Here is a 25,264-nt window from a genome sequence, read left to right as displayed (position 1 = left end):
AAAGAAGACCTACCTATATAATGAAAAAACCAATATTGCCTCTAAATGAATCAGAGAGACTTATGGCTCTTGAAAGTTATTCAATTATGGATTCATTGCCTGAAAAGGAGTATGATTCGATAACACAGTTAGCTTCCTTCATTTGTGGAACTCCCATAGCCTTGATAAGTCTATTAGATGAAAATCGACAGTGGTTTAAATCAAGTGTCGGTTTAGGAGCTAGTGAAACTCCCCGAGAACTCTCTTTTTGCCAATATGCAATTATGGGAGAGGAAGTTTATGAGGTAAATGACGCACTTGAAAATGAACTTTTTGCTGATAATCCATTGGTGACTGGAAGTCCAGATATTCGGTTTTATGCTGGCGCACCGCTGCATGATGGAAACGGGTTTACCTTAGGGACACTTTGTGTGATTGATACAGAACCAAAAGAACTAACTAAAGATCAAAAAAATGCATTACAACTCTTGGCGTACCAAGTAGTTTTATTATTAGACCTACGAAAAAAAAATGTAGAGCTTAAAACGACGCAACTGGAATTTCAGAATTTTATTGAACTTTCTAAAGATTTAGTATGTATTGCTAATGTTGATGCTACTTTTCATAAAGTAAATCCGGCATTTACTACTGTTTTAGGGTATGCGAAAGAGGAATTAGAAGGGAAGCCATTTGTAGATTTTATTCACGGCGATGATTTAGAAAAAACCTATAAAGAAATAGAAAAGCTGGAGAAAGGAGAACAGACAGTTAGTTTTGAAAATAGGTATCGATGTAAAAATGGTGAATATGTTTTATTGAATTGGAATGTCTCACCTCATCCTGAAACAGGTAATTTATACTGCATCGCGAGAGATACAACTTTTGAAAAAAAACAAGAAGAAATACTTATCAATACAACAAATGAGCTAAAAGCTATATTAAATGCATCCGATTTTTCAATAATAGCCACTGAACTTGATGGTACAATAAAACAGTTTAACCGCGGAGCTGAGAAGATGACAGGGTATACAGCGGAAGAGCTTGTAGGTCTTTCGTCACCCGCTATTTTACATTCTATTGATGAAATTGTTAAACGATCACAAGAATTAACAAAGGAATTAGGAGAAGAGATTGAGCCTGGTTTTGACGCTTTCGTTGTAAAAGCACACAAGCTTAACGTTCCTGATTCGAATGAGTGGACTTATATCAGAAAAGATGCAACAACATTTCCTGTAAAACTAACTGTAACTGCTATAAAAAATAGAGATGGGGAAGTATCTGGTTATTTAGGTATAGGTAAAGATATTTCACAGGAAAAAGAAATTGAGCTCAATTTAATAAATAGCAATACGCTGTTAGATGAATCTCAAAAGATTGCTAAGATAGGAAGTTGGAGGTTTGAATTTAAATCAAACCGTCTTACATGGTCACAGCATCATTATACTATTTTCGAACTTGAAAATTTACCAGTTCAGGAACTAAATATTGCGTTTAGAGATAGAATTCACCCAGATGATATTACAATTCTGGACAAAATCGGCGACGAAGTTGTAAAAACGGGATGCGATTTTAAAATTAATTATAGAATAATTCTTCCAGGTAATAGAATCAAAGAAATCTTAGAAATTGGGCAACCTTACAGAAATAGTAGGCGGGAAATAGTTGGAATAAAAGGTACAGTTCAAGATGTAACCGATGAAAAAATAGCGGAACAGAATTTAATAAATAGTAAAAAATTATTAGATGAGTCCCAAAGCATCGCAAAAATTGGTAGTTGGAAATATGATTCAGCAGCAGATTTTCTGGTATGGTCGAAGGGACATTATCAGATATTTGAAATGGAAGAATTGCCATCAGAGCAACTTCTTAAGGCCTTTAGAAGTAGAATTCACTTCGAAGATGTTTCAGTTTTAGATGAATTGATGACGAAAACTTTAACAAATGGTACAGACTTAACTTATCGATACAGAATTGTACTTCCAGATGGCGGTATTAAGTACTTAATAGGAATTGGTCAAGCCATCAAAAATTCAAGAGGCGAAATTACAGGTATTCAAGGAACAGTACAGGATATCACTGAGAAAACGCTAGCGGAGCAAATCATATTCGAAAAAGCCAAAGAAATCAATGATGTTAGGACTGCCTTAGACGAGTCTTCTATTGTTACAATTACAGATGAACAAGGAGTAATACTCTTCGTGAATGACAAGTTTTGTTCGATTACCCAATATAAAAAGGAAGAACTAATAGGACAATTTCATTATCTGGGTAATCACAGCGATATGATCAATAAATTTGTTGAAAATATATTTGCCACTATTTCGGATGGAAAAATCTGGAAAGGAGAGATCAGAAATAAGAGAAAAGATGGAACATATTATTGGGTTTATTCTACTATTGTTCCTTTTTTAAATAAGGAAGGAAAGCCCTACCAATATGTTGCAATTAGTCAAGATATAACAGAACAAAAACAGGATCAGAAGAGTTTAAATAATGCATTATTTGATCTTGAAAGGAAAAATAAAGAACTGGATCAGTTTGCTTACATTGTCTCTCATGACTTAAAAGCGCCTTTAAGAGCGATAAATAACTTGTCAGAATGGATTGTAGAAGACATGCCAGATATGCCAGAAGAGGTAAATAGTAATTTTGGCTTGTTGAGAGGCCGTATTCAGCGAATGGAGAATTTGATCAATGGAGTTTTAGACTATTCTCGAATAGGCCGTACAAAAATAGAAAAAGAAACTTCCGACGTTAAAGTAATGCTTGATCAGATTGTAGAAATGATTGTGCCAACTGCAGGTTTTGAAGTTTTTATAGGAGAAGGATTTCCTGTTTTTGACACTGAAAGGATTCTATTACAGCAAGTGTTTAGTAATATTATAAGCAATGCCGTAAAGTATAGCGATAAACCGATTGGCAAAATAGAATGTCTTTATGAATCATTGCCAGATTTCCACCAATTTTCCATAAAAGACAATGGTCCTGGTATAGCTGAGGAGTATCATGAAAGGGTGTTTCAAGTATTTCAAACTATAGAAGCCAGAGATAAAAAAGAAAGTACAGGAGTAGGTTTGTCTATTGTAAAAAAAATAATTGAAGAAAAGGGCGGCAGTATTCGAATAGAATCTGAAGAAGATAAGGGAGCCAATTTTATATTTACAATTCCTAAATAAATGATAAATGGAGGAAACAGAAAGAAATTATAAAGAGGAATTAGAAGTTCTTAAACAGGAATATGAAGATTTTGTATACATTGTTTCGCATGATATAAAAACACCTATGAGAGCAATTTCTAATATTGCAACCTGGATTGAAGACGATTTAGATCCTAGCGTGGGAGGAGATATAATCAGTAATTTTAATTTGTTAAAAAACAGAGTGGGACGCCTTGAGAATATGATGAATGGTTTGCTGGAACTCTCAAGAGTTAATCGAATGGAATTAGAATTTTATGATATAAATATTCCTAAAATTATTAGTGAAAGCATTGAAACTTTAGAGGATAAAGAAAACGTTGATTTTCTAATTATCAATAATTTATCGAATGAAAATGTTGATACTTTAGGAAAAAAATTAACCCGAGTTTTAAATCATCTTATCACAAATGCAGTTCGATTTAATAACAAAGAGAAGAAAGAGGTAGTTATTGAGCTAAATGAAACGGCTGAGGCCTATGAAATAAAGATATGCGACGACGGTCCCGGAGTGCCCGAAGCAGTAAAAGATAAAATATTTTCAATTTTTTATACTGTAAATTCGAAAGATGTTGTAGATTCGACTGGTGCAGGATTAGCAATAAGTAGTAAAATCTTACAAGTCGTTGGAGGAAGCATAAAGTATGAAAAAAGAGATACTGGGGGCTCAATTTTTAAATTTAATTGGCCAAAAACAATAACATTAAAAATATAAAAGAATGATTCAAAAATTAGTAAGTATTTTATTAGTTGAAGACGATGAGGTCGATGTAATGAATGTGAAAAGAGCATTTTCTAAAAATAATATAAAAAATGAATTATTTGTGGCAGGAAATGGAGTTGAGGCTCTAGACATGTTGCGCAATGTAATTAATCCTTTACCTAAAATCATTATTTTGGATATTAATATGCCAAAAATGAATGGGATCGAATTTCTAAAAGAGATGCGAGCAGATGAAAATCTTAAGAATATATCAGTATTTGTCATGACCACTTCTAACGAGGATAGTGATAAAATTAACGCCTATAATCTAAATGTAGCCGGTTATATTTTGAAGCCGCTTTCGTTTGAAAAATTCCTTTCTTCGGTAGCTACACTTAAGAACTTTTGGTCACTATGCGAAATGTAATTTTTTATAGATTTACTTTATGAGAAGCTCAAACATCCTCTATATCGATAGCTGTAAAACAACAATCGAAAATGCCAAAACAGCTTTGTTAAAAGTTGAGGTTCAATCGAATTTATATTTTTCCGAAAGTTATCCCGATGCATGGCAAATGCTAACAGGCGAAAATACCTTGACACCTGCGCCAAAGATTGTTTTGATAGCCATAAATGAAATTGGAAGTGAAGGAATAGAGTTAATAAAGAAAATCAGAAAAGATCCTAATCTAAGGTCACTTTTAATTTTTGTGATTACAAGTGTACATGATGATAAAAATAAAGTCGCAGCCTTAGATTTAAATATTGCGGGTTATTTTGACAAACCTTTTGAAAACTATAAAATATTGGAATTTTATACAATAATGAATGATTATTGGAATATCATAGAGTTTTAAGCGACATAAAATAAAAAAAGATGGCTATAGCCTTAAATATATTAATTATTGACGATGATAAAGTTGACTCTATTACTATTATTAGATCAATTTCAAAATCAGGAATAATTGCCGATGTCGAAACCGCTTTTTCTGCAAAAGAGGCCATCGAAAAGATTAAATCATCGCAATATGATTTAATCTTTTTGGACTATTTAATGCCAGATAGCGATGGTATTTCCTTTTTAAAGAAACTACGTGCTATTGATATAGACATTCCAGTAATTTTTGTGACTTCTCAGGGAGATGAGAAGGTTGCGAGCCAAGCTATATTGGGTGGAGCTTCAGATTACATTCCAAAATCATTACTGACTCCTGACGGTGTGTCACAAAGTATAAGAAATGCGCTTAAACTTCACGAGAATCTTGTGCATCGCAAGAAAACCGAATTGGCTCTAAGGATTAATGCTAACCGACTTTTGGAGGCACAAAAACTTGCTAAAATTGGATTCTGGGAATTGAATCTAATTGATGAAGAGGTGTTTTTCTCTGAACAAGTCTACGCTATTTTTGAAATAGACAAAAGAAGTATTCCTTCGTTAGCTCTTTTAAAGTCACGCCTAGTCAATTCAGATAGTGTTAAGCTATTCGAGGATAACCTGAATTTGATTATAAAAAACAATTCGGAAGTAAAGTTCAGTCATAGTTTAACTACTAAAAGAGGTACTGTTAAATATATTAATGAGTATATAAAATGCTTGAATGATGAGCATAACAGGCCTTTTAAAATTTTAGGAACAATTCAAGATATCACTGAACAAAAACATATTGAGAGAGAACTTATAAAGGCCAAAGAACTGGCTGAACAATCCGTTCGAGCAAAGGAGCAATTTCTAACTAATATGAGTCACGAAATTCGTACTCCAATGAATGGTATTATCGGATTTGCACGAATTCTGGAGGGAACTAATTTAAATGTTGATCAAGAACAAAGTGTAAAAGCCATAAAAAGAGCCGGGAAAAATTTGATGGTTATGATAAATGATATCCTTGATTTTTCGAAAATTGAAGCTGATAAAATGGTTATCGAAGAAGTGAAATTCTCGTTATCAAAAAATATTAAAACCGTTATAGAGCTGCTTTCCACAATTGCTAAAGAGAAGAACGTAAAATTGCTTTATAAAATTGATCCTAAAATTGACGATTTCTTAATAGGAGACCCAACAAGGCTGTCTCAAATTTTGATTAATTTATTAGGGAATGCCTTAAAATTTACAGAAGAAGGACAGGTGGAGTTAATTATTTCATTGGATAAAGAATCTGAAACTGATGTTTTTATAACATTTGCAGTTACTGACACTGGTATAGGTATTCCTCAAAATAAAATTGATTCTATATTTGAAAGTTTTAATCAAGCCTCAAATGAAACCACCAGAAAATTTGGAGGTACAGGTTTGGGCCTAACCATAACAAGGAAGTTGATTGAGTTGCAGGGTAGTAAGATTAATGTAAAAAGTGCAGTTGGAAAAGGTAGCGAGTTCTCCTTCCCAATGCAATATGCAAAGGATCAAAGTAGAATAGGGGACGTTCCTATTGTAGAAAACAAGCAACTTACTCCTGATTTTCTAAAAGGGATTAAAATATTAATGGTGGAGGATAACGACCTAAACCAACTTTTAGCCATTAAGGTTTTTAAGAAATGGGAGAAAGAAATTGATATTGCTGAGAACGGAAAAATAGCAATTGATAAAATTGAAAAAAATGATTACGATATTATATTAATGGACATTCAAATGCCAGAAATGGATGGAATCGAACTAACAAAATACATTCGAAATAATATGGGAGCTAAGGCTAATATCCCTATTATTGCGTTGACGGCACATGCAACTTTAATAGAAGAAACGCGTTGTTTAGAAAACGGAATGAACGATTATTTATCAAAGCCGTATCATTTTAATGCATTACTTGAAAAACTATATAAAAATTTAATGAAGACAAACACCAATGATGCTGCTGACGGAGCTGCGAAGGAAAGTAAAGATGAAAAATTAATTGATTTAACATATTTGACTGATTTTGCAGACGGAGATGTTGATTTTATTGACCAAATGATACAGTTGTTTAGAAAAAATTCTCCAATAGCACTAAAAATAATCTTAGAATCAAATGAAGCAGATGACTTAATTATTCTAAAAAATGAAGTGCATAAATTGAAGTCTTCTATCAATTTGTTAGGAGTTGTTTCAGCGTTAAAAAGTATTGAAATTATCGAGGCAGAAATTACGACTGATCCTTTTGGTCAAAAGAGGAAAGACGAAGTACTCCATCTTCATGAAATATGCCAGTCTGTTTTTACTGAATTGGAATCAATACACACTGTATCAAAAATATAGTTTAGTTTTGCATCTAGAATGATACAGAAAGAAACTATTTGTACCATATTATTTTTTAACTTTTAAAATGAAGGACTTACCAATTACTATTTTTTTAAAGAAGCTCTAGCGATAGAGTTAAAAATGCAGTTTTTGAACTAATTATTTCCCCCAAATAATAATTAAATTAAAACAAATGAAAATTTTAATAGCCGAAGATGACGAAATGTTGCTTAAAACTATGGAGTTTAAGCTAAAGAGAGAAGGGTTTAATGTAATTTCATGCGCCAATGGCGAAGAAGCGATTGCTATCGTTACAGCCGAAAATCCTGATATAATAATTACTGATATTATGATGCCCATAGTCAACGGACTTGATATCGTAAGAGCAATAAAAGTTGAAATGAAACTAGAGATTCCTATAATAGTGTTGTCTGCGATGGGCTTAGAGAAGACAGTTCTAGAAGCGTTTGAACTAGGTGCTGATGATTTCATCACGAAGCCATTTAGCCCGAACGAACTTATTGTAAGAGTAAAACGATTGTTAGTTAAAGCTTAAGTACTTTATAAATAGATATGAAGTTGTTTTTATGAGATCTAAAATCTTTATTTTTAAGATTTTTCAAAAACAACTTCATCTATCTTGGCTCCCAAATCAATCAAATAGCCAGAAATACTTTTTACAAACTCTTTAGATCCACAGATGTAGAAATGCTGGCTAAAGTCAGTAATGTTTTCGATAAGGTATTTTCGATCAATCCTCTTTCCTGTAAAACCCATTACCTTTTCTCGGGTAAATAACTTAATAAAATTATCTTTTAACATTCCCTCTAATTCCTCGTTCATTATAACATCTTCTGAAGTTTTATTTGAATAAATTAGTTTGTTACCCGCCAGTTGCTTTTTTATAAATAGGTCTCTAAATATCGAAATAAAAGGTGTGATTCCAGCACCTCCAGCAATAAAAACTCCAGGACCCTTGTACTGAATCGCGCCCCATACATCATGAAGAATTAATTCATCTCCTTTGTTGATTCGGCCCAGCATGTTTGTTACACCATTATGCTCCTTGTAAATTTTAATCATGAATTCGAGATAATTTTCTTCCTTCAAATTAGTAAAGGTGAATGGTCTTGGTTTATCGTTCCACTCAGTTGTATTAATTGAAACCTCCGTTGCTTGACCGGGTATAAAATCATATCCTTCCGGTTTTTCGACTTTAAAACATTTTACGTCATGAGTTATGAATTGCGCATCAAGAACTCTAACAGTATGATTTTCCATTTTATTTAGTTGTAAAGAGTTACAGTGAAACAACCGTAACTATTGTTTAGGTCTGATTTAATACTATAAATTTAACCATAAAAATAAAACTTCACAATTTTATATGTCATTGTTTTTCAGACGTATATGTATTTTATTGAAGTGATCCATGAAATGCAACTTTCTGGGTAATAAATAGTATAGTTACATTCCTTTTTGAACAGCCATTTAAAACGAGTACATTTGCATTCCTAAAGAATAAATAATATTTTTTATTAATGGCTAAGAATTGATTATGCCATTTTAGTCTAATGATTATATGTCATTTTTTTTGGTTTTAAAGTTTGACTTATTTTTGACGACTTTTTCCATCCTAAACTCATTAATATTTTATAAAATAGAATGAAACAGTATTTCAACTTATTTGATTTTACACAAAAAGTAAATTACAGAACCGAAATTTTAGCTGGTTTAACAGTTGCGATGACTATGATTCCGGAATCATTATCATTTGCGATATTAGCTGGTTTTCCACCTTTAGTAGGACTGTATGCAGCATTTATAATGGGTTTAGTTACTGCTATTTTTGGTGGTAGGCCTGGAATGGTGTCTGGAGGAGCAGGAGCAACGGTAATTGTTTTAATTGCGCTAATGAATTCAAACGGCTTAGAATATATCTTTGCTGCTGTCGCTTTGGCAGGGATAATACAAATTTTGATTGGTCTGTTTAAGTTAGGTAAATTCATACGGCTGGTGCCACAGCCCGTTATGTTTGGTTTTGTAAACGGTTTAGCGATAATTATTTTTATGTCGCAGCTGGATCAATTCAAAACTATTGTCAATGGTGAAAGTGTTTGGTTATCAGGGAGTCCTATGTTTATCATGGCTGGTTTAGTAGCATTAACAATTGCAATTGTTGTACTATTTCCTAAAGTAACAAAGGCAGTACCTGCTTCCTTAGTGGCAATTATAGTTGTTTTTGGATTAGTTTTAGGATTTGGAATTGAAACAAAAACAGTTGCCGATATTGCTTCCATAAGCGGTGGCTTTCCTCCATTTCATATTCCTGAGATTCCTTTAAGCTTTGCTACTTTAGAAATCATTTTTCCCTATGCATTAATAATGGCTTCAGTAGGATTGACTGAAGGATTATTAACTTTAAACTTAGTGGATGAAATAACAGGAACAAAAGGTAATGGTAACCGAGAATGTGTCGCTCAAGGAAGTGCTAATATTCTAAATGGTTTTTTCTTTGGAATGGGAGGTTGTCCTATGATTGCACAAACTTTAGTTAACCTTTCAGCAGGCTCGAGAGCCCGATTGTCTGGTATTGTGGCAGCATTTGCAATTCTGATCATTATTCTATTTGGAGCACCAGTAATCGAACAATTACCCATAGCTGCTTTGGTAGGAGTAATGGTAATGGTGGCCATAGGTACGTTTGAATGGATTAGTTTTCGAATCATCAATAAAATGCCGAAACACGATATATTTGTTGGAGTTTTAGTAGCAATCATTACTATTTTAATGCATAATTTGGCACTAGCAGTTTTGATAGGAGTTATTATTTCAGCTTTAGTTTTTGCTTGGGAGAGTGCTAAACGCATTCGGGCTAGAAAATATATTGACGAAAAAGGGATTAAGCATTATGAAATATATGGACCGTTATTTTTTGGTTCCACCACTGCATTTGCCGAAAAGTTTGACGTTCACAATGATCCTAAGGAAGTAATTGTTGATTTTAAAGAAAGTAAAATTACTGATATGAGTGCAATAGACGCCGTAAATAAATTAACGGAACGCTATGCCAAAGTGGGTAAAAAGATTCATCTAAGGCATTTAAGCACTGACTGTCGCCAGTTACTGCACGATGCTGACAAGGTAATTGACATTAACATCATTGAGGATCCTACTTATAAAGTGTTGATGGATTAAGATAAAAATAGACTTGAAAAAAATCAAGTCTATTTTTATTTATAAGAAAGTGAATATTTTCATCAAACTTGTTTATTAAGTAAAACGTATTTTAAAAGGCTACTAATTTGTTAATTGGTTTATAAAGAACAGTTCAAACAGTGCTATAAAAAAGCGTCCTCAAATATTAAATGAGGACGCTTTGCGTATTGAATTAGAAGTAACAGTTAGATAAACACCTTTTTATTATAATCTATAATTTTCTAAAGATTTAAACCAACTGTACTTTTCTATTTGAAATTAATGATTGTTCAAACGGCCAAGGGTGGTGTCTAACGTTGTTTTCAGCTTATTTATAGCGCCTTTTACAGCTAGTTCATGATTGTTGCCATGATTGGAAACAAGAATTGGTTTCATTCCTTCAAGACGTGCCTCAAGTTTACATAATTTATCGTTTTGCCCTTCTTTGTGACCGTTTTCGTCAGAAAAATGAGCTTCTAGTCTTGTAATATGTCCGCTAAATCTGCTTAATTCCTCATTTAGTAAAGTATTTAACTGTGTTCTGAAAGCTTCGTGTAATGTTAAGTTGTTGTCTGAATTTAATTGAATAGTCATAAATGTATATTTTATTTGTTATTAATTTTTTTCCGAAAGAGGCGGTGTTTAAAATAATAGTAGGCAGCGTGTCCTACTAATTTTATGACTGTTCTAATTCCTTTGATAAAGGATAAAACGCCAATACTGCATTTAAACAACCTCCGGGCTTTTCAGAGATTTTGTTCTAATGTAAATTTAAGCTTTATGATTCGAAATGTGTTACATCTATGCGTAAATTAATTACATGATTCACACATCTAGCTAGCGCTACTTCTGCCATAAAGAAGAAATAGAGTAAGTGAAATAGAGTATTTAAAGTGAAGAATCTTAGGACAGTTTCAAATTAGTAGTAGATGTCTAAAATGATAGCGGTTTTTGAATCGTCAATAAGTTTTTCGATTCGTTCGTAGTATTTTTCATTTACCATTGGACAACCAAAACTATAACCAATTTGATCATTCTGTTCTTCATAGGGTACGTCAGTACTTTTATGGAGTACAATACTTCTGGAGAATGAATTATCGTTAGAAGAATCTAGGCCATATAATTTATACGCTTTACCAAACTTGCCATTGTAACTGTGTCCAATGCTATAATTGCCTAAGGCAGTGCAAAGAGAACTGTTTTCATTGCTGAATTTTTGTTCACCATTTATTTTTATTCTGGAGCCAAAACCGTGAGCTACTAATCCCTGATCTAGTAATACATTGTTTTTAATGTCGTATATAAAGAACCTATTTTTTCCAGACATCACTTTCATATCTATAAAAAAAGCAATTTCTTGATTGTATTTGGAATTATCAGCTACTAATTCCTTAACGTTTTTTACCTGTTGTAAAAGTTTGGCCTCTGTTATGAAATCTAATTCAGAATACGCAAAAGGAATGCTATTAGAACTTTTAGAAAAAATTCTGATAGTCAAAAAGAATATTCCTATTGATAGTAATACAAAGAAGATCTTTCTCATTTTGCTTTGGTGTAAGTATTATTTTTATTTGTACCAATACCTTTATAATAAGGCGGAGGTATTTAAATTGGCAATAGCTTCTACTATTGTACAAAGTTATTAAAAAAACAAACGCATAGTATGCTGTAAATCAATAATTTAACATTTTAAAAATAGAGAAATAGCTAGTTTTTTTCTTTTTTAAATTCATTCATTTCCTTTAATTTCGAAAGAACCATGTACTCTTTCAAGTTATTTTACTTCCATAATTCGCTTTTTAATTATTTTTATACATCATCTGAATAAAATACATTGTCGTCAATTACTTGCGCCGGTGCAGTATATTTATGTTCCTGCACTTTTCCTATTCCTATAATATGTAATACTGTCCAAAGTTTTGCTTTTAGATGATCAGAAACCAGAGAGCGATGGCAACGCCACCAAAGGGCTTCAGAGCACATATATACTGTGTTTTTTTTTTAAAGCGATTTCTTCTAGTTTGTCGACTGCAATTTCAAAGGCTGTTATTTCCATGTAATCAGCATAACCTCTGAAGGATTCATTGTTCCAGCGCATATTTTTAGAGTCTTTATTTGCTTTTCTTTTTCCTCCCAAATCGATCATATGGAGGTGTTGGATTCCATTTGTTTCGAGAGCTAATTTTAAATTTTCTTGATTGAATTGAGAAAATTTTCGAGAACTATGAAACTTACGGATGTCAACAACAATTTGTGTATTAAAAGAATGGAGCATAGCTAAAAACACTTCTAGACTATGGCTAGAATGGCCTATGGTGTAAATTGCAGTTGGCTTCAAAGTGTTCATAGCACATTATTCAAGGTTAAAATATACTTGTCAATATAGATCTGTTTTTCTTTTGACTTGTATTGTTGGATGTAGCGTGGATGTTCTAGTACTTTTATGTGGTCAAATAATTGAGCTTCTTTGTTTAACTTTTGGATGAAAACGGCGTTTTTCTTTCCCAATACGTAAACTTCCGAGGTATCTAAACCCAGACTGATGTGGTTTTTTATGGTCGAAATCATAAAATCCTTCAACATCTTAAAAAGAGTAGGATCGTCATAGTAATTGGCATTAAGATATTTTCCTTCTTTTGTTCGGCGAACAATTGCTAACGGGAAGGGCGAGTTGATGTAAAATTGCTTGTAAAAGGCATTCACTCCTCCATATTCGGCGATCATATCGTACATAAACACTGAGGAAATCTCATGTGTATGTGCTGATTCCATTCTAATCCCACAAACCCTTTCCAGTCGTTTGGTATCTGTAAAAGGGACACCCGTTACACCAGCTCCGTGACGACTGGGGTTAATACCGATAAGGAATTTTCGTTGATTAGAATCGTAGTAAAATTTATGATAAAACTGTTGCATGACCTCCAAAGTTTCCGGATTATCCATAAAAGGATTAAGTACCATAAAGTCTTCTGGCAGCGCATCAGAATAGTGTAAACCTCGATTGAAATCAATCACTTTTTCTCCGAATGTTTTTGACATAATAATTTCATCTATTTTATAATCAAGCAAACTCTTTTACTATAGTTGTCCAAATATTAAAAAGAATGCTCCCCTAAATGTTTTGCATAGAATTCTGCCGTTTTGCTACTAGAATAGGAGCTACCTTATTAACTGAATAATTTCAATTTCAAATATCTAAGGTAACAAAATAAAGTAGAACGTGCTTAAGTGGAGAAGAGAGTGTTTTTTGAAGTAGTTGTTTCTTTTTCTAGATGTTAATTTTTATGATGGCGAGTCTAATTTTTAGAAATATTCCTGACTAGTAAATTAAAAATAAGTGTTGAAAGTGATTCACTTCTAAAAAAATAAAGGCTTCATTGGTAGCTTTTTTGCCCAATGAAGCCTTTATTATTGCAGTCACAAGTGGAATGCTTGAGTACTAAGGTTTTCTAGTTTTTCTTCAATAAAAGATCAGCATGTACTGCCACTTCATTCCATGTTTTACTTACGCCATCTGGACCTGTATGCAATGCCTCACATGCTTTATTGATTGACGCTACTGCTGCTAAAGCATCCCAGTTTTCTAAATTCATCACCCCATCAAAAGAAAGGCTTGTGTCACTATTTGTAGTGTATTGTAAAGGGATATTTGCTGTTTTCCCGTTTAATAATACATCTATAGAACAAGTATTATCGGCAGCGACTTTAAACTCACCAGAGATAAGCTCTGTATTTTTCATTACTCCAAAAAAGAATTCTAAAATTTTAGGATCTCTGGTTCCGGTAGCATCATTTGTAAATAAGCTACTCACTGGAATACTGAATTTTGTACCATTTAAAGCTTCTAAGGCAGTTTCTCCTTGTCCGATGTTTGCAAACGTAATTTCTTTAAATGTACCACCTACAGCTACTTTGTCCGTTGTTTTATAAGCAGTAAAGCTAACTTTTGTAGAGTCATTTACGATGCTGTAAGTTGCTGCTGTAGTTGCTTCTTCTGTAGTTTTTTTAGAATCTTTACAGCCAATAGCAGTAAAAAAAATCATTCCTAGAGCAATCAGTTTTAAGTTTTTCATTGTTTTATTCTATTTTTAATGTTTAGCGTAAAACTAAACATAATTAGACAGACAGCATACTTTATAGTGGAAAGAGTGCGAGGTATTTAATGTTAAATCTTACAAAACGGAATGTTAAGAACTGTTAAAATTAGGTTTCTTTTAGATTATAAAAGCTACAGCTACAGCCTGATTTTGTTGCAGAAACGACTAGAATAACGTTTTGCTCTACCAAGTTAAGCCATAAAAAAAGCGGCTGAAAATTACTTCTCAGTCGCTTGTATTTATGAGTTTAAATTTTATCCTAAAAAAGCCTTTAATTCTTCATACGTCTTAATTTTAGTACTTGCTTTTTCTCTATCCATCACACTTTCTATTTGTGCGGGAATTTCTAATTTTACGTTTAATGTAGGTTCTACGACATCCAGAAACTTAATAGGATGTGCCGTTTCTAGGAAAACACCAATAGCATTTGGATAATTGTGTAATTCTCTTTTCAATCCTAAATAACCCACGGCACCATGGGGTTCAGCGATATAACCATTAGCTGTAAAAATGGTTTTCATCGCTTCGATCGTTTCTTCATCTGTAAAAGTATAAGAAGAAAAATCTTTCTTGAATTGTACCAAATCATTGTGGTACATTTCCTGAATTCGAATAAAATTACTTGGGTTTCCTACATCCATAGCATTCGAAATCGTCGCTTTTGATGGTTTAGGGTCATAAAATCCACTTGCTAGAAACCTTGGTACAGTATCATTTACATTGGTGGAAGCCACAAAATGGAGTAGAGGCAAGCCGAGTTTTTTAGCCATGATTCCCGCACAGATATTCCCAAAATTTCCACTTGGGCAAGAGAATACCAATTCTTTGTTTTGCTTCTTTAATTCTTTATAAGCAAAGAAAAAGTAAAACATTTGGGGTAACCAACGTGCAATATTTATCGAATTTGCCGAAGTCAGGTTTTTATGCTTCAGACTTTCGTCTAAAAATGCTTTTTTAACCATGTCTTGGCAATCATCAAAAACACCATCTACTTCGAGCGCTTTTATATTCTGCCCTAAGGTCGTTAGTTGTTTTTCCTGAATGTCGCTCACTTTTCCCGATGGATAGAGAATGATCACCTCGACGCCAGCAACACCTAAAAAGCCACTTGCGACTGCACCGCCGGTATCTCCCGAAGTCGCCACAAGCACAGTGTTTTTACTGTCTTTTTTGTCTTTGTTGAAGTAGGCCAAACAACGTGACATGAAACGCGCTCCAACGTCCTTGAACGCCATTGTAGGTCCGTGAAATAATTCAAGGGAGTAAATCCCTTTTTCCACTTCGACAACGGGGAAATCAAAGCATAAGGTGTCTGCGATGATTTCTTTTAATTTGTTTTCTGGAATTGCATCTCCGACAAATTGCTTAATAGCTTCAAAAGCAATTTCTTCATTGCTTAAATTTTCGATCTTGTCAAAAAAACTTTGCGGCAGCGCACTGATCGTCTCCGGAAAATACAATCCTTTATCAGAGGCTAATCCTTGTATTACCGCTTCCTGAAAGGAAACTTTTGGAGCATTATGGTTTAAACTGTAGTATTTCATTTTTTAGCTTTTTAGTACTTAGTTGTTAGTCCTTAGTGGCTAATCTAAGGACTAACAACTAAGTACTTTTTTCTTATAATATTCTCACGCCATCTGGATTTACTTTCGACACATGTATTTCAAAAGGTAAATTCATCTCTTGGTACACTTTGCTCATTGCCTTTGCAATTTGATTTGCCGTTTCTTCGCCTTTGCTTAAAGCAAAAATAGAAGGACCAGAGCCAGAAATACCAGAACCCAAAGCACCATTTTCTAAAGCAGCCTGTTTTATTAAATCGAAGCCTGGAATTAGTACACTTCGTATTGGTTCTACAATTTCATCATGTAGGGAACGCCCTATCAAATCATAATCTTTAGTATATAAACCAGCAATTAGACCACCGACATTTCCCCATTGGATGATAGCACTTTTTAGCGAAACCGTTTGTTTTAACACAGAACGCGCATCCGATGTTTTTAGCTCAATCTGAGGATGAACCACCGTGGCGTATAATTCATCAGGGCTTTCTATCTTTATAATATCTAGAGGGTTATAGCTTCTTACCAATGTAAAACCACCTAAAAGGGCAGGAGCAACATTGTCAGCATGAGCGTTTCCGCAAGCCAACTTTTCGCCTTGCATGGCAAACTGCACTAGATCTTTTAATTCAAAAGGTCTTCCTAATAATTCGTTGATTCCAAAAACGGCTCCGGCGGCACTGGCGGCACTACTCCCGATTCCGCTACCAGCTTTTATATTTTTGTAAATTTCGATATCAAAACCAAAATCACTTTCAACAGCATCAAGCAAAGCCAGTCCGGCAACACCTGCAACGTTTTTCTCTGTTTCTAAAGGTAAGTCGGCGCCCACAAGTTTAGTGATGCGAATTCCTTTTTGATCTGATTTTCTGATCACCATTTCGTCGCCTACATTGTTTAAGCAAAGACCAAGCACATCAAATCCGCAGGATAAATTAGCAATGGTGGCTGGGCAAAATATTCTTATTTCATTCATCTATTTTAGTCTTAAAGTCGTAAAGCCGAAAGCCAAAAGTTAGTTTACTTTATGACCTTGGAGATTACGATATTTTTTATACGTTTCCTATTCGAATTACATCGGCAAAAATTCCCGAAGCAGTCACAGCAGCTCCAGCGCCGGCGCCTTTTATCAATAAAGGTTGGTCTACATATCGATCTGTGTAAAACAATACAATATTGTCTTTTCCTTCTAAATTGTAAAAAGGATGGTCTTTTGGTATGAATTGCAAGCCAACGCTTGCTTTACCATCTTCAAATTGAGCTACAAATTTCAGTCTGCTTTCTTTTTCATTCGCTTCAGCCAAAATTCCCTCAAAATGTGCCGCATGATCAACAAGAGATTTGAAAAAATCTTGATTATTTACTGTTTCCATGCATGCAGCAGGAAGAAATGATTCGTTTTCAATAGATTCAATTTCCATTTCGTAACCGCTTTCTCTAATTAAAATCAATATTTTTCTGGCAACATCAATTCCGCTCAAATCAATTTTCGGATCTGGTTCTGTAAATCCTTGAACTCCGGCTTCTTTTACCACAGTTTCGAAAGAATTATTTTTATCGAAATTATTAAAGATAAAGTTTAAACTACCGGATAAAACAGCTTGGATTTTATTGATCTTATCTCCAGATGCTACTAAATTTTTAACAGTGTCAATGATTGGTAAGCCCGCTCCGACATTCGTTTCAAACAAGAAAGGCGCATTATATCTTCGGGATAAATTTTTAAGGTTTTTATAATTATCAAATGCAGATGAACAAGCAATTTTATTACAAGTTACTACGGCAACACTTTGTCTTAGAAAATGCTCGTATGTTTTAGAAACACCTTCATTTGCAGTAATATCTACAAAAATACTATTACGTAAATTCTGGTCTTTTACTCTTTTAATAAACAACTCTTGATCAGCTGGCTCTCCATTTTCGATAGCTGATTGCCATGCTTTTAGATCAATTCCTTCTTCGTCAAAAATCATTTTTCGAGAATTAGACAAAGCGATAACACGAAGATTTATTTTTAAGTTCTCTTTTAGGAATTTTTTTTGCTGGTTGATCTGGTCGATGAATTTCTCGCCAACATTCCCAACTCCCATAACAAACAAGTTCAATTGTTTAGTGTTGTCTTCAAAGAAACGTTCGTGAAGCGTGTTCAATGCTTTTTTCACATCTCTTTGATTGATTACCGCCGAAATGTTTCTTTCGGAAGCACCTTGGGCAATTGCACGAATGTTGACATTGTTTTTTCCTAATGTACTGAACATTTTACCACTCAATCCTTGATGATTTTTCATGTTTTCACCAACTAATGCAATGATACATAAGTTTTTTTCTACGATGCAAGGATCTATTTTGTGCTGTAAAATCTCAATTTCAAAGGCTTTATTGATAGCATCTTCAGCTGCTTCGGCGTCTTCATTTAGGATCCCGATACAAATTGAATGCTCAGAAGAGGCTTGAGTAATAAAGATTACATTGATTTTCTCTTGAGACAAAACTTCAAAAAGTCTTTTTGAAGAACCAGTTACACCTATCATTCCAGGGCCTTCCAGCGTAATCAATGTAATATTCTCGATATGGCTGATTCCTTTTACGGGCTGGCCATTAGAAATCGATTGGGCCGAAATATAAGTTCCTTCTGCTTTTGGTTCGAAAGTATTCTTTATATGAATAGGAATGTTTTTTCTTAAAACCGGCTGAATGGTAGGCGGAAATAAAACTTTGGCTCCAAAATGAGACAACTCCATTGCTTCCTGATACGATATGGAAGCTATTGGCTGCGCTTGTTTTACAATTTTCGGATTGGCAGTATACATTCCGTTTACGTCAGTCCAGATTTCTAAATCAGTTGCGTCTAATGCTCCAGCCATTATTGCAGCGGTATAATCTGATCCGCCACGACCTAAAGTGGTGTTGATTCCGTCAACAGAGGACGCAATAAAACCGGGCATTAAAATTACCTGAGATTCATTCGCAGCATAAAACTTGTTGATTAATTCATTTGTAACTTTGAAATTGACGGCTGCTTTTCCAAAATTATTGTCGGTTTTAATCAACTCACGGCTGTCTTTATAAGTACTGTTTTTATAATTTTGTTTCAGTGCTTCAGCAATAATATAAGAAGAAAGCAACTCGCCAAAACTTAAAATCGTATCTGATGTTCTATTAGATAGTTCGCCCAATAGGAAACAACCGTCTAGTAAGGTCTCTAGATGATTGATGATGCGTTTGATATGACTTAGAACGCTACTTTGCTCACTAACAGGAATTAATTCTTTAACAGCGTTTAGATGTTTTTGCTCAATTTCGGCAACGATTTCCTTATAACTTTCATCCGTTGAGGCTGCTTTTTGTGAAGCCAACTGAAGAAGATCCGTAACTTTACTTAGTGCAGATACAACTACGATTAATTGGTCTTGTTTTGCTTGATTTTGAACTATATCTAAGACTAGTTTTATATTTTGGGAATTGGCTACCGAAGTTCCGCCAAATTTTAATACTTTCATTTTGTTTGTTTTATTTTAGAGAAAAAGCAATGTAATACACCTATCCAAAATCTTTCCTTCCAAAAAAAGAAAAATATAAAATAGGATTATATGTAAAATGTATACCCCTAAGGGGTAGTAGTAGTTGTAGTAATTGTAGAAGTAACAGAAAGTGCAACCCAAATTTGAGTTGTTATCGAAGAGTGATATGTAGTTCTGTTATTTGTCATTATTGTTTTTCAAAAATACAGCTTTTTATAAAGAGGAAGTGTCTTTTATTTGCTTTTTGCGAATATTTTAAAATTTAGAAGAGAATTCGTCCTCAATTGAATATTTCTTATTTTATCTCCTTCTTATTGTAGCAATCGTTATTTGACTTCTAGGCAACTAGCTTTATTAAGTAGTTTTAGAGCGCGTTTTTTTTGATTATAACTCTTAATTCCATCTGGTTTATAGGATAAAGAACCAAGATTGATTCCTAATAGTGATTTTTTCGAATTTGAACTACCATGGATAAAACTAGGTGATAATCCACTCAATACAATTAAAATGATCACTTTATGAAGCATGGTAATTCTGTAATAAACACTGTCAAGTTTGGCAAATCGATACTTTTTAATCTGAAATCTAAATTATAGTTAATATATGTTGCTTTTTAATATTGATTTAGTCAATTTTGGATTCTCAAATTAAAGCCTAAATGGATAATACACATTATATAAGTACTGCGCTACTTTCCCTGGAAACCGTAAACGAGATTATTTCACAACAGATGTTATTAGACCTCTCTGATGAGGCTAAAATTAATATTCAAAAATGTAGGGATTATTTAGATGCAAAAATGGCGACGCATTCTGAACCTATTTACGGTATAAATACGGGTTTTGGATCGCTTTGTAATGTTAAGATCTCTAATGAAAACTTATCAAAACTTCAGGAAAACCTAGTAAAATCGCATGCTTGTGGTACTGGGGAAGAAGTTTCGCCTGAAATTGTGAAATTGATGTTGTTGTTGAAAATCCAGTCATTGAGCTATGGGCATTCAGGAATACAATTGCAAACAGTGGAGCGTTTGCTGGCTTTTTATAACAATGATATTTTACCTATTATATATACTCAAGGTTCCCTTGGTGCATCTGGAGATTTAGCTCCTTTAGCACATTTATCTTTACCTTTATTAGGAGAAGGTGAAGTGTATTTTGAGGGTAAAAAAGTGCATTCAAGCGTGATTATGGAACGGTTTAACTGGCAGCCTATTGTATTGCAGTCTAAAGAAGGACTGGCTTTGCTAAATGGAACGCAATTCATGAGCGCTTATGGAGCTCATATTTTGATGAAAGCCAATAAATTTTCTTATTTAGCTGATTTAATAGGCGCGATATCCTTAGAAGGTTTTGATGGTCGCATCGAACCATTTAATGAGTTAATCCATTTTATTCGTCCTCATAAAGGGCAAATCACAACTGCAGGACGTATAAAAGAATTTCTGGAAGGAAGTGAAATTATCAAACAAGTGAAAGTACATGTTCAAGATCCGTACTCATTCCGTTGCATTCCACAGGTTCATGGCGCTTCAAAAGATGCTATTGATTACGTTAGAAAAGTCTTTAAAACTGAAATTAATTCGGTTACAGATAATCCAAATATATTTATCGAAAGTGACCAGATTATCTCTGGTGGGAATTTTCATGGACAGCCTTTGGCATTGGCATTAGATTTTATGGCAATTGCTTTAGCTGAATTAGGTAGTATTTCCGAAAGAAGGACCTATCAGTTGATTTCAGGATTGCGTAATTTACCTGCTTTTTTAGTGGATAATCCAGGATTGAATTCGGGTTTTATGATTCCACAGTATACGGCTGCTAGTATTGCGAGTCAAAACAAGCAATTAGCGACACCTTCTAGTGTAGATAGTATTGTTTCCAGTAATGGGCAAGAAGATCATGTGAGCATGGGGGCAAACGGCGCTACAAAAGCGTTGCGTGTTATGGATAATCTGGAACGTATTTTAGCGATCGAATTGATGAATGCTTCTCAAGCGATGGAGTTTAGAAGACCACTTCAGTCAAGTGAGTTCATCGAAATGTTTTTAAGCTCTTATAGAGAAGAGGTTTCGTTCGTAAAAGAAGACCGAATTTTACATTATGACATTGAGAAAACGGTTGCTTTTTTAAACAGTTTTCAAATAGAAGATGATTTATTGGATTAGATAATCGATCGAATAATAAAATAAAGTATTTTTGCATCCAAAAAAAAAAATATGTCGTTAAATACCATCTTCCAATTTTTAGTTCCGAAGGATAAAAAATTCTTTCCTTTATTTGAGGAAGCTTCTAGTAATTTAATTGAATTAGCAAGTTATTTACATGAGGCTGTTAATCAACCATTAAAAGAAAGAGAAGTTCTTTTTCAAAAAATCGATAAATTAGAAGAAAGAGGAGAGGAAATTACTCGTCAGACTAATCTTGAGTTAAGTAGGAACTTTATTACTCCGTTTGACAGAGAAGACATTCATGCACTAATTACATCTATTGACAATGTTGCTGACAATCTTCAAGGTGCAGCAAGTAGAATGAGATTGTATCAAGTGGATAAAATTACTAAATCAATTCGAAAATTGACAGAAATCAATTTAGAAGCATGTCAAAACATTGACACAGCCGTTAAAGAATTAAAAGGTTTTAAGAATATAAAGAATATAACTGCTGCCTGTGCTCGAATTAATAAATTAGAGAATAAATCAGATAACGTTTATAACAAAGCCGTTTTTGAAATTTTCGAAAATGAGACAGATGTTAAGAATTTATTGAAGTATAAAGAAGTATTATCGGTTTTAGAAACTGCTACAGATAAATGTAAAAGCGTTGCCGGTGTCCTTGAATCAATCGCTGTAAAGCATTCTTAATTTTATCTATTTCTTTCTGAAATTACATTTATGGAATTTACTTTACTTATAGTTATTATAGTCCTGGCTTTAATTTTTGATTACATCAATGGTTTTCATGACGCAGCTAATGCTATTGCTACCGTTGTTGCCACAAAAGTTTTATCGCCTTTCCAAGCCGTTGTTTGGGCTGCTTTTTTTAATTTCTTAGCTTATTGGGTCTTTGGTTTTGGAGTCGCAGATACTGTCGCTAAAACCGCTAATACATTAGAAATTAATCTAGTGGTGATTCTCGCCGGTGTTATTGCGGCCATTATTTGGAATTTATTTACCTGGTGGCAAGGAATTCCGTCCAGTTCTTCTCATACTCTAATTGGTGGGTTTGCAGGTGCGGCTATTGCCCATGCCATTGCGGTTCACGGTTTTCTTAAATATACAATCGTTAATGGTGCCGAAATTAAAACTGCTTATTGGTACGATACCGTAAACTGGTATACTGTAGGTAAAGACGGAAGTTTTCCTTCGGGAGTTTTGGTGATCATTGCTTTTATTGTTTTAGCTCCTTTATTGGGTGCTTTAATGTCTTATTTAATATCTATTTGGCTTCTTAATGCTTCGAAGAAAAGCATTTATCCTAAATTATTTACACTGAGTTTAATGATTTTGACTATTTGGTTTGTTGCAAGTCAGATGGTTCCCTACGATGAAATTAAAAAGCCTCGTTTTGATTCTCACATGTGGAGTGTTGTTTTTGAATCACACAATATTAAATGGTTTTTGGTTGCTTTTATCATTTTGTCAATTAGTACTTTTTGTTTAATATTTAGTAGTTTAAACTTACATCAATCGGCAGCGTGGTTGAAGAAAATGCAATTATTGTCTTCTGCTGCATTTAGTTTAGGACATGGTGGAAATGATTCTCAAAAAGTAATGGGAATTATTGCTGCGGCAGTTACTGTTTATATTCATACAAGTGGAATTGCTCAAGAAAGTCTGCCTCATTGGTTAGATGTGGTGCTTCCAAATGAAGATGGCGATTTTAGAATGCCGGAGTGGATTCCGTTAGCTTGTTACTCCGCAATTGCGGCAGGAACATTGAGTGGAGGTTGGAAGATTGTAAAAACAATGGGATCAAAAATCACAAAAGTAACTTCATTTGAAGGGGTAGCTGCTGAAACTGCTGGAGCTTTAACTTTGTATTTCACAGAACACTTTAAAGTTCCCGTGAGTACTACACATACTATAACAGGGTCTATAATTGGAGTAGGGATGACTAAACGTGTATCTGCAGTACGATGGGGAGTGACGGTAAGTTTACTGTGGGCTTGGGTGTTAACGATTCCTATTTCGGCTTTGTTAGCGGCTCTGGTTTATTATGCACTTTCATTTTTTCTTTAAGATAATTATATTTTCGAATAAATAAAAAACCATCCTAATTTTAATGTTAGGATGGTTTTTTTATCGAATTTATTAAGTCTAAAACTGTTGATTTCTAAGAGAACTGAATCTACTATCTCATCTTAAAATTCTTTTCGATAGCTTTTATCATTTCGCCGGCGATATCTTTGTTTGTAGCGCCTTCTATTCCTTCTAATCCTGGAGAGGAATTTACTTCAAGTAATAACGGGCCTTTCGCTGAACGGATAATATCTACTCCGGCCACCTTTAAGTCCATCGCTTTTGCTGCTTTAATAGCAATTCGCTTTTCTTCCATGGTTGCTTTAATAACAGATGCTGTTCCGCCAAGGTGGATGTTAGCTCTAAATTCACCTGGCATCGCTTCACGCTGAATAGTCGCAACTACTTTTCCGTCAATCACAAATAAACGTAAATCTTTACCATTAGCTTCTTTTATAAATTCTTGAACTAGTATATTAGCATTTACACTTTTAAAAGCGTTGATTACACTTTCTGCTGCTTTCTTAGTCTCTGCAAGAACAACACCTTTACCTTGAGTTCCTTCTAGTAATTTCACAATCAATGGCGAACCGCCTACCATTTTTATCAAGTCATTGGTGTCTAAAGGTGAATTAGCAAAACCAGTTGTAGGAATCCCAATACCACTGTTTAATAATAATTGCAATGAGAACAACTTATCGCGTGATTGTGTAATTGCTGCAGCTGAATTTAAACTAAATACTTTTAAAGCTTCAAATTGTCTCGTTAAAGCACAGCCGTAAAACGTGATACTCGGTCTTATTCTTGGAATGATTGCATCAAATTGATTTAATATGATTCCGCCTCTGTAGTGAATTTCAGGTGTTTTAGCATCAAGCCGCATGTAACACTCTTTGATGTTTAAAAAATGCATTTCGTGACCACGCATTTCACCCGCTTCCATAATACGTTTGTTGCTGTACAATTCAGGATTACTAGCTAAAACTCCAATACGTAAACCAGTAGCTGCTTTTTCTGAATTTTTATATAATTCTTTAAGATTGTCATTTGTTGGTTGGCCCAATAGGTATTGTTGTGCTGGATCAACTAGTACTCTTCCGCTCATGGCTTCTCTACCTAAAAGCATTCTGAATCCCATTGAATCTCGATTTGTCAATGTCATTTCAATAGGCCAGCTCTCGGTACCAATCTCTAGATTAGTTTGAATTACGTAACGCTGTTCTCTAAATCCACTAGAGCTTTTTACAATACGCTTATCAACTAAACGCGCCTCGCAATGGATGACGGTTTTTAAATTATTTTGAATAGGATTGATGTCAAATCGCACCCAATTTGTTTCATTTTTAATAAAAGGAGCAATGTTGATAGCGTGTAAAGCAGATGTTTTTGCACCAGAATCCACCCGTGCTTTTATTGTAGGAATTCCTAGTTCGGGAAAAGAACACCATTCTTCGCTACCTAGAATAACTTTGTCTTGAGCCATATATTTTTATTTTTGTTAAGTGCATATTATAAAAGTCAAATGTAAATATTTGTTTTTATAAATATACAGAATT

Annotated in this window: 21 protein-coding genes; 10 read left to right on the top strand and 11 right to left on the bottom strand. The window is 33.9% G+C overall.

The features are described from left to right. Positions 1–20 precede the first annotated feature (20 nt). From FQU23_RS10960 to FQU23_RS10935, 6 genes are all read left to right on the top strand, one after another. Positions 21–3,155, top strand: a complete 3,135-nt coding sequence (locus tag FQU23_RS10960) for a PAS domain S-box protein (protein WP_147673854.1) — start codon at positions 21–23, stop codon at positions 3,153–3,155. Between the two features lie 7 nt (positions 3,156–3,162). Then, the gene (locus FQU23_RS10955) at positions 3,163–3,891 is read left to right on the top strand and encodes a sensor histidine kinase (protein ID WP_147673853.1); all 729 of its coding nucleotides are present in this window, start codon (positions 3,163–3,165) and stop codon (positions 3,889–3,891) included. A 4-nt stretch (positions 3,892–3,895) separates the two neighbouring features. Beyond that, positions 3,896–4,306, top strand: a complete 411-nt coding sequence (locus FQU23_RS10950) for a response regulator (RefSeq protein WP_132112878.1) — start codon at positions 3,896–3,898, stop codon at positions 4,304–4,306. 19 nt (positions 4,307–4,325) lie between these two features. Further along, complete coding sequence (locus FQU23_RS10945) at positions 4,326–4,736, top strand: response regulator (RefSeq protein WP_147673852.1); 411 nt, start codon at positions 4,326–4,328, stop codon at positions 4,734–4,736. Positions 4,737–4,756: 20 nt separating this feature from the next. Beyond that, positions 4,757–7,111 carry a response regulator gene (locus FQU23_RS10940; RefSeq protein WP_147673851.1) on the top strand — a complete coding sequence of 785 codons (2,355 nt, stop codon included), beginning with the start codon at positions 4,757–4,759 and terminating at the stop codon, positions 7,109–7,111. A gap of 175 nt (positions 7,112–7,286) precedes the next feature. Beyond that, positions 7,287–7,649, top strand: a complete 363-nt coding sequence (locus FQU23_RS10935) for a response regulator transcription factor (protein WP_132112872.1) — start codon at positions 7,287–7,289, stop codon at positions 7,647–7,649. Between the two features lie 53 nt (positions 7,650–7,702). On the opposite strand, the gene FQU23_RS10930 is transcribed toward FQU23_RS10935, so the two are convergent. Then, the gene (locus FQU23_RS10930; RefSeq protein ID WP_147673850.1) at positions 7,703–8,374 is read right to left on the bottom strand and encodes an FAD-binding oxidoreductase; all 672 of its coding nucleotides are present in this window, start codon (positions 8,372–8,374) and stop codon (positions 7,703–7,705) included. A gap of 381 nt (positions 8,375–8,755) precedes the next feature. Here FQU23_RS10930 and FQU23_RS10925 point away from each other — a divergent pair, with 381 nt between their 5' ends. Continuing rightward, positions 8,756–10,288, top strand: coding sequence for a SulP family inorganic anion transporter (locus FQU23_RS10925; RefSeq protein ID WP_147673849.1), 1,533 nt, complete (start codon positions 8,756–8,758; stop codon positions 10,286–10,288). 279 nt (positions 10,289–10,567) lie between these two features. Here FQU23_RS10925 and FQU23_RS10920 read toward each other — a convergent pair whose 3' ends face one another. The 9 genes from FQU23_RS10920 to thrA form a co-directional block, all read right to left on the bottom strand. Next, positions 10,568–10,882 (bottom strand): HPF/RaiA family ribosome-associated protein, encoded by a 315-nt coding sequence (locus tag FQU23_RS10920; RefSeq protein WP_147673848.1) that lies wholly within the window; start codon positions 10,880–10,882, stop codon positions 10,568–10,570. 325 nt (positions 10,883–11,207) lie between these two features. After that, positions 11,208–11,831, bottom strand: coding sequence for a murein L,D-transpeptidase catalytic domain-containing protein (locus FQU23_RS10915; protein ID WP_147673847.1), 624 nt, complete (start codon positions 11,829–11,831; stop codon positions 11,208–11,210). 266 nt (positions 11,832–12,097) lie between these two features. Next, entirely contained in the window at positions 12,098–12,271 is a 174-nt protein-coding gene (locus tag FQU23_RS16365) for a hypothetical protein (RefSeq protein WP_317165200.1), read from the bottom strand. Next, positions 12,261–12,635 (bottom strand): DUF488 domain-containing protein, encoded by a 375-nt coding sequence (locus FQU23_RS10910; protein ID WP_317165199.1) that lies wholly within the window; start codon positions 12,633–12,635, stop codon positions 12,261–12,263. The genes FQU23_RS16365 and FQU23_RS10910 overlap by 11 nt, the downstream gene beginning before the upstream one ends. Continuing rightward, positions 12,632–13,327 (bottom strand): SMUG2 DNA glycosylase family protein, encoded by a 696-nt coding sequence (locus FQU23_RS10905; protein ID WP_147673846.1) that lies wholly within the window; start codon positions 13,325–13,327, stop codon positions 12,632–12,634. The genes FQU23_RS10910 and FQU23_RS10905 overlap by 4 nt, the downstream gene beginning before the upstream one ends. Positions 13,328–13,737: 410 nt before the next feature. After that, positions 13,738–14,361: a hypothetical protein gene (locus FQU23_RS10900; RefSeq protein WP_147673845.1), complete on the bottom strand. Its 624-nt coding sequence runs from the start codon at positions 14,359–14,361 to the stop codon at positions 13,738–13,740. A gap of 278 nt (positions 14,362–14,639) precedes the next feature. Continuing rightward, positions 14,640–15,929, bottom strand: a complete 1,290-nt coding sequence (gene thrC / locus FQU23_RS10895) for a threonine synthase (RefSeq protein WP_147673844.1) — start codon at positions 15,927–15,929, stop codon at positions 14,640–14,642. A 73-nt stretch (positions 15,930–16,002) separates the two neighbouring features. Further along, positions 16,003–16,923 (bottom strand): homoserine kinase, encoded by a 921-nt coding sequence (locus FQU23_RS10890; RefSeq protein ID WP_147673843.1) that lies wholly within the window; start codon positions 16,921–16,923, stop codon positions 16,003–16,005. A gap of 76 nt (positions 16,924–16,999) precedes the next feature. Continuing rightward, entirely contained in the window at positions 17,000–19,447 is a 2,448-nt protein-coding gene (gene thrA, locus FQU23_RS10885) for a bifunctional aspartate kinase/homoserine dehydrogenase I (protein ID WP_147673842.1), read from the bottom strand. A 679-nt stretch (positions 19,448–20,126) separates the two neighbouring features. Here thrA and hutH point away from each other — a divergent pair. From hutH to FQU23_RS10870, 3 genes are read left to right on the top strand one after another with little or no spacing between them, the layout of a single operon-like run. Then, on the top strand, positions 20,127–21,635 hold the full coding sequence (gene hutH / locus FQU23_RS10880; RefSeq protein ID WP_147673841.1) for a histidine ammonia-lyase: 1,509 nt from the start codon (positions 20,127–20,129) through the stop codon (positions 21,633–21,635). A 51-nt stretch (positions 21,636–21,686) separates the two neighbouring features. Further along, the gene (locus tag FQU23_RS10875; RefSeq protein ID WP_147673840.1) at positions 21,687–22,331 is read left to right on the top strand and encodes a DUF47 domain-containing protein; all 645 of its coding nucleotides are present in this window, start codon (positions 21,687–21,689) and stop codon (positions 22,329–22,331) included. A gap of 30 nt (positions 22,332–22,361) precedes the next feature. Continuing rightward, the gene (locus FQU23_RS10870; RefSeq protein WP_147673839.1) at positions 22,362–23,708 is read left to right on the top strand and encodes an inorganic phosphate transporter; all 1,347 of its coding nucleotides are present in this window, start codon (positions 22,362–22,364) and stop codon (positions 23,706–23,708) included. Between the two features lie 112 nt (positions 23,709–23,820). Here FQU23_RS10870 and rimK read toward each other — a convergent pair whose 3' ends face one another. After that, a complete protein-coding gene (gene rimK, locus FQU23_RS10865) occupies positions 23,821–25,191 on the bottom strand; it encodes a 30S ribosomal protein S6--L-glutamate ligase (protein WP_132112845.1) in 1,371 nt (456 codons plus the stop codon). Between the last annotated feature and the right edge of the window lie 73 nt (positions 25,192–25,264).

The sequence above is a fragment of the Flavobacterium sp. XN-5 genome (genome assembly GCF_008033395.2).
GTDB classification, from domain to species: domain Bacteria; phylum Bacteroidota; class Bacteroidia; order Flavobacteriales; family Flavobacteriaceae; genus Flavobacterium; species Flavobacterium hiemivividum.
Note: the sequence above shows the minus strand (reverse complement) of the source record. Positions and strands in the feature narration are given on the sequence as shown.